Annotated in this window: 10 protein-coding genes; 7 read left to right on the top strand and 3 right to left on the bottom strand. The window is 50.5% G+C overall.

Annotated elements, in window-relative coordinates:
* A partial coding sequence (locus tag BM200_RS30220) for a hypothetical protein (protein WP_217649571.1) occupies positions 1–522 on the top strand: 522 nt, incomplete at its 5' end.
* Positions 523–621: 99 nt separating this feature from the next.
* On the opposite strand, the gene BM200_RS16750 is transcribed toward BM200_RS30220, so the two are convergent.
* Together BM200_RS16750 and BM200_RS16745 are read right to left on the bottom strand one after the other, a co-directional pair.
* Positions 622–1,596, bottom strand: a complete 975-nt coding sequence (locus tag BM200_RS16750; RefSeq protein ID WP_091187523.1) for a glycoside hydrolase family 43 protein — start codon at positions 1,594–1,596, stop codon at positions 622–624.
* 171 nt (positions 1,597–1,767) lie between these two features.
* The gene (locus BM200_RS16745; RefSeq protein ID WP_245773051.1) at positions 1,768–2,685 is read right to left on the bottom strand and encodes an NADP-dependent oxidoreductase; all 918 of its coding nucleotides are present in this window, start codon (positions 2,683–2,685) and stop codon (positions 1,768–1,770) included.
* A 139-nt stretch (positions 2,686–2,824) separates the two neighbouring features.
* On the opposite strand from BM200_RS16745, the gene BM200_RS16740 reads away from it, so the two are divergent.
* From BM200_RS16740 to BM200_RS16730, 3 genes are all read left to right on the top strand, one after another.
* On the top strand, positions 2,825–3,265 hold the full coding sequence (locus BM200_RS16740) for a MarR family winged helix-turn-helix transcriptional regulator (RefSeq protein ID WP_091187520.1): 441 nt from the start codon (positions 2,825–2,827) through the stop codon (positions 3,263–3,265).
* A gap of 70 nt (positions 3,266–3,335) precedes the next feature.
* Positions 3,336–6,608, top strand: coding sequence for a DEAD/DEAH box helicase (locus tag BM200_RS16735; RefSeq protein WP_091187939.1), 3,273 nt, complete (start codon positions 3,336–3,338; stop codon positions 6,606–6,608).
* A gap of 176 nt (positions 6,609–6,784) precedes the next feature.
* Positions 6,785–7,612 carry an alpha/beta fold hydrolase gene (locus BM200_RS16730; RefSeq protein ID WP_091187518.1) on the top strand — a complete coding sequence of 276 codons (828 nt, stop codon included), beginning with the start codon at positions 6,785–6,787 and terminating at the stop codon, positions 7,610–7,612.
* On the opposite strand, the gene BM200_RS16725 is transcribed toward BM200_RS16730, so the two are convergent.
* Entirely contained in the window at positions 7,564–8,322 is a 759-nt protein-coding gene (locus BM200_RS16725; protein WP_091187517.1) for an MBL fold metallo-hydrolase, read from the bottom strand. The genes BM200_RS16730 and BM200_RS16725 overlap by 49 nt on opposite strands.
* Positions 8,323–8,443: 121 nt before the next feature.
* On the opposite strand from BM200_RS16725, the gene BM200_RS16720 reads away from it, so the two are divergent.
* From BM200_RS16720 to BM200_RS16710, 3 genes are all read left to right on the top strand, one after another.
* Entirely contained in the window at positions 8,444–8,875 is a 432-nt protein-coding gene (locus tag BM200_RS16720; RefSeq protein ID WP_091187515.1) for an Lrp/AsnC family transcriptional regulator, read from the top strand.
* Between the two features lie 150 nt (positions 8,876–9,025).
* Positions 9,026–9,676: a GntR family transcriptional regulator gene (locus tag BM200_RS16715; protein WP_091187513.1), complete on the top strand. Its 651-nt coding sequence runs from the start codon at positions 9,026–9,028 to the stop codon at positions 9,674–9,676.
* 142 nt (positions 9,677–9,818) lie between these two features.
* Positions 9,819–10,571: a tyrosine-protein phosphatase gene (locus tag BM200_RS16710; RefSeq protein ID WP_091187511.1), complete on the top strand. Its 753-nt coding sequence runs from the start codon at positions 9,819–9,821 to the stop codon at positions 10,569–10,571.
* Positions 10,572–10,652: the final 81 nt, after the last annotated feature.

The raw sequence follows: 10,652 nt of genomic DNA, 5'->3' as shown, positions 1-10,652 counted from the left end.
GGCGCGACCGGCGTGACCGGAGCTACTGGTGACACGGGTGCTACCGGCGTGACCGGGGCCACTGGCGACACTGGTGCGACTGGCGCTACTGGAGCGACCGGCGCTACGGGCGACACCGGTGCGACTGGCGCTACTGGGGCGACCGGCGCTACGGGCGACACTGGTGCGACTGGCGACACTGGTGCGACTGGCGTGACCGGCGCTACTGGCGCTACTGGCGACACTGGTGCTACCGGCGTGACCGGCGCTACTGGAGCCACTGGCGACACTGGCGCGACCGGCGTGACCGGAGCAACTGGCGACACTGGCGCGACCGGCGTGACTGGAGCAACTGGCGACACTGGCGCGACCGGCGTTACCGGAGCTACAGGTGACACGGGCGCGACCGGCGTGACCGGAGCCACTGGCGACACTGGTGCTACCGGCGCTACTGGCGCTACTGGCGACACTGGCGCGACCGGCGCGACCGGCGCTACTGGCGCTACTGGGCCGACCGGGGCCACTGGAGTTACTGAAGTCTAATCAACTTACTACTGATTAAAATGTTGCAACTGCTGCACCTCATAAAAATTTCATCATCAAAAACAAAAAAAGCACGGAGCATCTGCTCCGTGCTTTCCTTTAGTTGTTGTAAGGGTCAATCGTTTGAATTGTGCCGTCTTCATTATACTTAAGCTCGGTGAACTTCACGCTGCGCTTATGGTCCACACCGCCGGACAGCGATGCATCATGATAGAACAAATACCATTTGTCCTGGAACTCAACAATAGAGTGATGAGTCGTCCAGCCGATAACCGGCGTCAGAATAGTGCCTTTGAAGACGAATGGGCCTTGCGGATTGTCGCCGATTGCATATACAAGCTTATGGGTCGAACCAGTAGAGTACGACAAATAGTATTTGCCGTTATATTTGTGCATCCAAGGACCTTCGAAATATCTGCGGTCTTCGTCGCCTGCGAGCAGCGGATTTCCCTCTTCATCAACGATGGCAATTTCCGTTGGTTCTGTCTTGAAGGTCAGCATATCTTCGCTTAATTCGGCTACGCGTGGTCCAAGAGCAGGTCCGTTCACATCCGGATCAGCAGCGTCAGCTACAAACTCTCCGGTTGTCCACTTCTCCAATTGTCCGCCCCAAAGTCCGCCGAAATAAATATAGGCTTTGTTATCTTCATCAACGAGAACGGCAGGATCGATGCTGAAGCTGCCCGGGATATAGTTTTCTTCTGCCTTGAATGGTCCCGCCGGAGTTGCGCTTGTTGCTACACCTATACGGAAAATGCCGTCTTTATCTCTCGCAGGGAAGTACAAATAATAAGTATTGTTCTTGAATGCGGCATCCGGTGCCCACATTTGCTTCGAAGCCCAAGGCACGTCCTTCACATGGAGAGCTTCACCATGATCGACAACCGGCGAATTCACATCATCCATGGACAAAATATGGTAGTCTTCCATCTGGTACTGGTCACCGTTATCGTTGGTAGGGCCGTCATGATCAAGGTCATGGGAAGGATAAATATAAATTTTGCCTTCAAATACATGCGCAGAAGGATCTGCTGTAAAAATATGCGTGACAATTGGTTCATTTGGTTTCGACATGATTATATTCTCCTTTTCGCGCATAACTACTGGATGATTCTAATTCATCTTTTTCATTCTAATCGTAAATGGGTAATCGTAAACTACATAAATTAAAGAATATAACGTGTAAAATTAAGTTATCAGCGCAATAAACCCTGTGAAATCCATCCGATTCGATCTCTTTTTCTATTAATTACCTGACCGAAGAACAATACGCCCCCGGCCATGGCCTTCCTCCGAACGAATATGAGCCTGACTGGCATCACTCAAAGGAAATACAGCTTGAACGCTGGTCTGAACGATTCCCTTTTCCATCAGCTCCGCAATGTCGATTAGATCCTGCTTGGCAGCAATTGCGGACCGGAGAACACGAATGCCTTCCTTCTGCCCCCGCTCAATCGGAGGCTGCCCCGCAATGGTAAGAAACGCCCCACCCTGCTTGACTAGAGGCCAAGATCGTTCTAGGGTAGATCCGCCAATCGTATCGAGCATAAAATCGACTTGACCCTCCAGCCCTACTTCGAAAGGACCTGCCGTATAATCGATTGCCGTATCCACGCCAATAGATCGGATAAAATCAATATTTGACGGGCCAGCCGTTCCGATGACATTGGCCCCTTTCCATTTGGCGAATTGAACGGCGAACAATCCTACCCCACCGCCGGCACCATGAATAAATACGCGGTCCCCGGCTTTAACGGCTGCATTCTTAATGGCACACCATGCCGTCGTTGCTCCGCCGGAGATCGTTGCCGCTTCTGCAAAGCTGATGGAAAACGGCTTTACCGCTACAGAGTCTGCCGGAGCCGTTGTATACTCTGCATAAGTGCCGTTTGTGCTTCTGCCGAATACCTCCTGACCAATTTGAAGCCCGTTGACTCCCGGACCTACACCTTCAATGACACCGGCAAATGCCGTACCCGGAATCACCGGAAACTTCACAGGCATCGGAAATAATCCTTTGCGGATTTTCCAATCCACGGGCAGAACGCCAGCAGCAGCTATACGAACGAGTACTTCCCCATCTTGCGGAACAGGCTTTGGAGCTTGCTCCAGCTGCAGTACTTCAGGTCCCCCGTGCTTATGATAACGGATCGCTTGCATCATTTGAGCCAATCCTCCTTATTGGAATAATGAACGAAATCATGTAAAATCAATATACAGAATGTACACATATTGAGTATACTCACTAATTGGGAGATACTGCGAGTATAGAAATTCATGCATCAAAAGTCAAGGAGGAATTATGACTACATCTGAAACGATACCATCTGCAGGCCATGTACTGGAAACGCTGCTCCGGACCACCCATCAGCTGCATCTCCAGTTCGAATCTCATCTATCTGCTCTCGAGGTACCGGAATATTTGTCAGGACCAAGACTGCGCTTCCTCGTCTCTGTCGCAGAAGCAGGACAAATCCGCATGAGCGATATTGCCGTGAAGCTTGGCATCAAGCCGCGTACCGTTACCCAATTCGTAGATGCTCTTGAACAGGAAAAGCTGATTGTTCGTCTGCCGGATCCGGATGACCGCCGGGCAACATTTATCCGGTTGTCGGAGACAGCTCTACCTCTTATGCAGAAAGCCAGGCTTGCCATGAGCGAGTCTTCAGACAGGGTTCTTGCCTCTTTATCACCTGAAGAACGCAGCCAGCTGATGCGCTTGCTGCAACAATTAACCGAGTAACAAGCGTAAACGGCTGCACCGTCCTTAGGGGGACAGCATGCGTTTTGCGTTTCAGAAAGGATTTTCGCCTATGAGCTTTCAATATACAGATGATGATGTCCGGGTGTTATGCGGCCGATTTGCCTTCGAAGAAGGAGAGTCCATCTGGCAGGCAGGCGGTGTAACGATTCTGCAGTATGACCCGGATAAACCCTACTGCGAAGCGAATGTCAGGACGAATCGCGACCGGATTGTAACAGCAGCCGTAAGCAGAGGCGAGATTGTTGCAACCTGCACTTGCCCGGACTTTGATCCCGAAGATAAATATTGCGAACATGTCGCAGCTGCGCTGCTGCATCTGTTAGAGCTGCCTCAGCTGCCCGAAGAAGCGATTAATCTGGCCAGGATTTCGGCAAGCGACCAGCTGTTGTCGTCCAGCATTCTGGATCTGTTCAATAGCGACCGCAAACAGCCTCCTATCTTAGGCAGCACGCGTTTTGTTAGAGACACAAGGATTCCAGTTGATGCCCAGTTCACCTGCGTTATTTTCTCAAGCGGTTACCGGAATTACCGGATTGGCATTGAGCTGCGGGTTGGCCTTGAAAGGCTTTACGTCGTACCGGATATCCGTGCCTTTATCGAGAGCATGGCATTGAATGTAACCAGGCCATTTTCCAAGCATTTCACCTTTAACCCTGCCGAGCACCGTTTCCATGCTGAAGATCATACGATGCTCGGTGAATTGGCCCGGATCAGCAGGAACGAGGCGGTATACCAGGAAGGAGCACAGCCCTTAACCGGACGGGCAAGAGGCAGACAAAGCGACCGGATGCTCATGATTCCTCCCGCGGATTGGCCTAATGTCCTGCCCCTTCTCGCCGCTTGTCCTTCCGTGCTGATTGATCAGGAGGGTACCGTCACCGCAGGTCTGCAAATAAGTGATGAGACCTCTCCGATCCGTTTCGAATTTGGAGAGCATGACGAGAATGGCTTTCAGCTGGATGTCGAAGGACTGGACAAAATTATCGTATTAACAGCCTACCATATGGTTTTGAGTGAAGGCCGGATGATGCAGCTTCCCGAAGCTTCCTGCAATCGGCTGGCAGATTTCAAGAATATGCTGGATGCTTCCCGCAGAAAGCATGTCATTATTGCTCACGAACAGATTGAACCGTTTATGGACAAGGTTGTTCCCGAGCTGATGAAGCTTGGGCAGGTTAAAGTGACCCGGAGTGTTTCCGAGAAGATTGTTCAGACTCCCCTGACCGCAAGGCTTTATCTTGACCGGATAAGGGACAGACTGCTCGCCGAGCTGGAATTCCAATACGGGGATGTCCGGATTAATCCGCTTGCCGGCAACAATGAGTACCAAAGCACAGACCGGATCCTGCTTCGTGAAGGAGAGCGGGAAAATCAGATTCTCGATATCATGGACCAAAGCGGCTTTATCACCACAGAGCTGGGCTACTACATGCAGGATGAAGACAGTGAATATGAATTTTTGCGGCATACCATACCGAAGCTGGAGAAGCTGCTTCAGGTCCATGCGACATCGGCCGTGAAAACACGAATTGTTGTCCCCAATACTCCGCCTGTCCTTAAAGTCGAAGTGGATGAGCGGACAAACTGGCTGGACTTCAAGTTTGAGCTGACTGGCATATCAGATAACGAGATTCGCGATGTGCTTCGCGCCATAGTGGAGAAACGCCGGTATTACCGCCTGCAGGAAGGTGCGCTGCTGCCGCTGGAGGGCAAGGAGTATGAAGCCATTACCAGGCTTATTAATGAAACAGGCTTCTTGAGAACGGAGCTGAATCACACGGCCTTTCGCATCCCGCTGGCACGCGGACTTCATCTTGCCGATTTCGAGAATGAAGGAAGAACGATTCAGCTTGGCAAATCGCTCCGCAAGCTGCTGGCTCATATCCGCAACCCGGATCATCTGGAATTTGAGGTTCCTGCTAGCCTTCAGCCCGTGCTTAGAGATTATCAGAAATATGGCTTCCAATGGATGAAGACGCTCGCCCATTACCGGTTCGGAGGGATTCTGGCTGACGATATGGGACTTGGCAAAACCATTCAAAGCATCGCTTTCCTGCTGTCCTCCCTGCCGGAGATCAGGCAGCTGGATCAGCCGGCGATTATCGTCGCTCCAGCCTCTCTGCTCTATAACTGGCTTAATGAACTGAAGAAGTTCGCGCCGGAGCTTCAAGTGATCATTGCCGATGGCACAAGGCCGGAGAGAGCGGCGAAGCTGAGGACGTTAAACGGCGTAGATGTTATCGTCACGTCCTACCCGCTTCTTCGCCGGGATATCGATCTATACGTCACACGCTACTATCATACGGTTATCCTGGACGAGGCACAGGCGTTCAAAAATCATACAACCCAAACGGCGCAAGCGGTAAAAGCCCTGCAAGCCAAGTACCGGTTCGGCTTAACCGGCACTCCGCTTGAGAATAAAATAGAAGAGCTCTGGTCGATCTTTGGCGCTGTTTTCCCGGAGCTGTTCCCTGCCCGCAAAGCATTCTCGGATATGCCAAGAGAAGATATTGCCCGACGAGCTCGCCCCTTCCTGCTCCGCCGACTCAAGACCGACGTGCTGAAGGAGCTGCCGGAGAAGATCGAAACGCTTCAGGCGACCAACCTGCTGCCCGAGCAGAAGAAGCTTTATGTCTCGTATTTAGCCAAGCTGCGTACAGAAACCGTCAAGCATCTGGACAATGACCGGAGCTTTCATCAGAACCGGATCAAAATATTGGCCGGCCTTACGCGGCTGCGCCAAATCTGCTGCCACCCTGCGCTATTCGTCACCGATTACGAAGGAAGCTCAGCCAAGTTTGAACAGCTGTTCGAGATTGTTGAGGAATGCCGCAGTACCGGCAAACGGATGCTGATCTTCTCTCAGTTCACAGAAATGCTCGGCCTCATCAGCAAAGAATTGGTCCGGCAAGGCATTTCTTATTTCTATCTCGATGGCAGTACCAAGGCCTCTGAGCGGGTTGAGCTGTGCAACCGGTTTAATGACGGTGAGAAGGACATTTTCCTCGCATCGCTTAAAGCCGGCGGGACGGGTCTTAATCTGACCGGAGCCGATACGGTAATCTTATACGATCTGTGGTGGAATCCCGCTGTCGAGCAGCAGGCTGCGGACCGGGCGCACCGGATCGGGCAGACCAAGGTTGTTCAGGTGATCCGGCTGGCCGCCCATGGCACGGTCGAGGATAAGATGTACGCCTTGCAGCAGCGGAAGAAAAATATGATCGACGACATTATCCAGCCTGGCGAGGAACAATTATCTTCACTATCCGAGGCGGATATCCGTGAAATTCTGGCAATAGGTGCCGATGAACGGGATTTATAAATGGAAAAAGCGGCTGTAAAGGTTCTGAAAGAACGTTCACAGCCGCTTTTTTTTACACTCCAGCAGAACGTGTAACGCCCTGCTTTGACATGACGGTCATTCCGTCTGCGTAAAGTTAGAAGATCGGTTAACATTGAACTGGAATTATTGTGAAATGACCAGAGGGGGAAATTCGGATGATTTCTTTCGATCAAAAGGTGGGCAGACTGGGAGAACATGAATTTGCTTACCGCATAAGCGGCAACAAAGACAAAGAAACCATTGTCATGCTTCATGCTGCTTTTGCAGACTACACTTTATTTGAAGAACAGATCCCTTATTTCATCGAGCATTACCGGCTTATTCTTCTGAACTTGCCTGGACATGGGCTGGGAGCGGCTGCAAAATCAAAGCTTACGATGAAAGACATGCCGGGGATGATCAGCCGGATTCTGACAGACAACCAGATAGATGCCTGCCATCTTCTCGGCGTCTCTCTTGGCTCTCTTGTCGCGCAAGCTTTTGCAGACCGTTATCCTGAGCAGGCGAGATCGGTCATTATGGTTGGAGGTTATTCCATACATAAAGCCAATAAGCGGATTCGTAAAGAACAGCAATCCGAAGGATTGAAATGGATCGGATACATTCTCTTCTCGATGACAAAGTTCAAGCAATATGTGCTGAACGTCTCCTGTTATTCCGAGCAAGGGCGCAGGCTGTTCGAGCAAGGCATCCGGCACTTCCGGCGGCAGTCCTTTCAGGCGATGAGCGGCATGGGCTCCTTTTTTACGGCAAAAACAGAACCCGTGTCTTACCCGATGCTCCTTATAGTTGGAGAGCACGACCGCGAGATAGCCCTTGAAGCGGCAAGCGAGCTTCATCGGCTGGAGCCGCATTCGCAGCTGATTGAGATCCCGGGAGCCGGACATTGCGCGAATGCGGATGCACCGGAAGCTTTTAACCGGATCATGGAAGATTACTTGTCTGCGATTACACTTTCGCCATCGGCCGGGATCAGGACCTGACCCAGCAGACCTTCAATTTGCAAGGCATCGGCCAGATCCTCTCTTGTCACCAGACAATGGTTGATCGTATCCATATGAACCGCTACAACCTTGCTATTAGGAGCATAACGGCACACTTGGATAACGTCCTCGGCATTCATCGTAATTGGATCTCCAACGGCAAATTGCGCACCGCCTGCATTAACTACAGTCACATCCGGCTGGAAGGTATCCAGCGCATGCTTTACTTCATCGCACCAAATGGTATCTCCAGCGATATATAGCGTCGGCTCTCCTTCCGCTTGCAGGACAAAACCGGATACCTGCCCCATTCTCTTCCCGATCTCTCCTGTCCCATGCTGACCGCTTGTTCTGGAAATCGTAATCCCTTGATAGGAGATGGATTCCTCGATTTCCGTAACGCTGGAGAATTGCTGAGCCGAGATGCTTGCAGCGTCTCCCGGTTGACAATAGAGCGGCTTTGATTTGGGCAATGCATCAGCCGCATCCGTGTCCCAATGATCGGCGTGAAGATGCGTAACGAGAATGACGTCCGGCTGCAGCAGCTTTTCCTTATCGATAGGAAGCGGCACCAGCGGATTCCGGCGGTCATTCGTCGAGTTGCTAATTGGCGGATTTGCTCCAGCTTCGCTTAACATTGGATCTACAAGAAATTGTACCCCTGCGTATTCCAGCCATATGGTGGCATGACGTATCAATTGAATATTCATTTTGTATCCCTCATTTCTAATCGATTCTGATACAATCATAGAATAAAATGCAGAACTGACGAATAACCGCGTGAAATGAAATAGCCGTTTTAATTTTCACAATGAAAGGATTTCTCCCGATATGTTAAGTTCAAACGGAATTGATGAGATCGACAGACAAATCCTGAACTGCCTGATTGCAGATGCCAGCCAAACCCATAAGTCTATTGGGGAACAGGTACATCTCACCGGCCAGGCTGTAGGCGCCCGCGTCCGCAAGCTTCAAGACCTTGGCATTATCGAGGGTACGACCGTCATTTGGAATCCGGAAAAAATCGGTTTGACCGTCCACGCCTTTGTTACTGTCTTTATGAAATCAAGTACGGCTCATCAGGCTTTTCAAGCCTTCGCCAGCAGCAGCAGTCATGTTGAAGAAACTCATCGCGTCAGCGGGGAAGGCTGCTATTGGATGCGCGTCCGCACCCGTTCACAGCTGGAGCTGACTGATTTTCTAGATGAGCTGTTGACGTACGGCAATTATAAAGTGAGCCTGTCTATAGGACAGGTGAAGTAAAGAGGATTGGGGACGTTATGAGTACAGGGCTCGCCAGTCCATGACGGTCTCGATCTCACGAGATGATGAATTACGATCAGCATTGTAGTATTTTCAAGACATAACGGTTTTGTTACTATTAAACTAAAAACAGACAAAGGAAAATAGACTATGTCTTCAACTTCTCTGGAAACCGTTGCTTATCGTGAAATTCGTGAGCGGATCATGCGTGCGGAATATATGCCCGGCTCCATGTTATCGGAAAATGAGCTGGCCGGTCTGCTTGGCATGAGCAGAACGCCCATTCGCGCGGCTATCTCCTTGTTAGAACGGGAAGGTCTTGTGGGAACCTTCCGTGGTCGAGGCGTCATGGTGAAGGAAGTATCCGCCCATGATTTCAGCGAAATGTATGAGGTCCTCGTCTCTATGCAGCTGTTCGCCCTGGATACAGCCCTGAAACGCCAGCTTGCCTTTGACCTCCATACCTTAGGCCAAATTCTTGATCGGCAGCAATTAGCTATGGAGCAAGATGATTTTTACAGCTATTACAACAGTACCCTGGATTTCACCGAAACGATCCTTAGTACTATTCATAACGAAAGCATGCGGCAGATTATGGAGCTCTACCGGGGCCGCTATGTGTTCCATACCGTAAACTATCGCAAAAAATATCCGCAATACCGTCCCAGCCGTTCTGCTCAAACGAACAGCCGGATCTATGAAGCTATAAAAAGCGGTGACATCGCCTCAGCCAAAGCTGCCGTCACCGAGCAGTATGCCGAAGTGCATGAACAATTCATTCTTGGCGGCTTGATGAAATAATTTACAAGACAGCGCAACCGGAGGCCGCAACGGCTTCCGGTTGTATTTGTTATGGTTTACAAATATTCAAACTAACGATTACACACAACTTACATACAAGTTGCATACTTAGACCCAAACGATAAGTGAAGGGATGATTTTCATGACGACAAACATTCAAGAATCTCGCATGCAGCGTGTTGTAACGCTGGAAGGTGCTTATAACATGCGGGACCTTGGCGGATATGGGACAAAAGATGGACAAGTAACGAAATGGGGCCGCTTTTACCGGGCGGATGGTCTTCACAAGCTGACGGATGCCGATCAGCAGCATATACTGGGTCGGAACGTAAGGCAAGTCATTGATCTTCGGCACACCCAGGAACTGAAGAAGGATCCGAATGTATTTGCTGGTTCCGGGAAAGTAACTTATCATCATGTGAGTTTAATCAATCCCGCAACACCGGACGTGATGCAGGTTCAAAGCTTGGGCGAGCTCTACATCGATATGTTGGATAAATCGCAAAATCAGCTTCGTGAAGTTTTTGAGCATCTTGCACAGCAATCCGAAGAAGCATCGCTGTACCACTGTACTGCTGGCAAAGACCGTACCGGCGTAATCTCCGCTCTGCTGCTCGACAACGCTGGCGTACCGCATGACACGATTATTAATGACTATAGCCTGACAGCAGAATGTCTAGCTCCAATGGTTGACGACATGCGCCGAAAGCATCTTGGCAGCGCAGACGCGGCAGCCATTGAGATGTTCGAACGCTTCATGGGCAGCGCTCCAGACAATATGGTTATGATGCTTGAGCATTTGTACAGCAAATATGGGTCCGGCGAACAGTATCTGTTTACGATTGGATTGACCGATGAGCAGGTAGCCGTGTTAAAACGCAAATTGCTTGGCTAAAAAAAGGCTGCACCTTCTGGTGCAGCCTTTTGTCTATTATTGTAGTATTCTTTCCGCTTCCTGAGCAAATCCGCTTCTATT

This window comes from Paenibacillus catalpae, assembly GCF_900112695.1.
In the GTDB taxonomy this organism is placed as follows: Bacteria; Bacillota; Bacilli; order Paenibacillales; family Paenibacillaceae; genus Pristimantibacillus; species Pristimantibacillus catalpae.
The sequence above is the reverse complement of the archived record's forward strand: the minus strand, read 5'-3'. Positions and strand labels throughout refer to the sequence as shown.

Coding starts and splice junctions, on each gene's coding strand:
- BM200_RS16750 (WP_091187523.1), bottom strand. CDS start 1,596: ATGTCGAAACCAAATGAACCAATTGTCACGCATATTTTTACAGCAGAT.
- BM200_RS16745 (WP_245773051.1), bottom strand. CDS start 2,685: ATGATGCAAGCGATCCGTTATCATAAGCACGGGGGACCTGAAGTACTG.
- BM200_RS16740 (WP_091187520.1), top strand. CDS start 2,825: ATGACTACATCTGAAACGATACCATCTGCAGGCCATGTACTGGAAACG.
- BM200_RS16735 (WP_091187939.1), top strand. CDS start 3,336: ATGAGCTTTCAATATACAGATGATGATGTCCGGGTGTTATGCGGCCGA.
- BM200_RS16730 (WP_091187518.1), top strand. CDS start 6,785: ATGATTTCTTTCGATCAAAAGGTGGGCAGACTGGGAGAACATGAATTT.
- BM200_RS16725 (WP_091187517.1), bottom strand. CDS start 8,322: ATGAATATTCAATTGATACGTCATGCCACCATATGGCTGGAATACGCA.
- BM200_RS16720 (WP_091187515.1), top strand. CDS start 8,444: ATGTTAAGTTCAAACGGAATTGATGAGATCGACAGACAAATCCTGAAC.
- BM200_RS16715 (WP_091187513.1), top strand. CDS start 9,026: ATGTCTTCAACTTCTCTGGAAACCGTTGCTTATCGTGAAATTCGTGAG.
- BM200_RS16710 (WP_091187511.1), top strand. CDS start 9,819: ATGACGACAAACATTCAAGAATCTCGCATGCAGCGTGTTGTAACGCTG.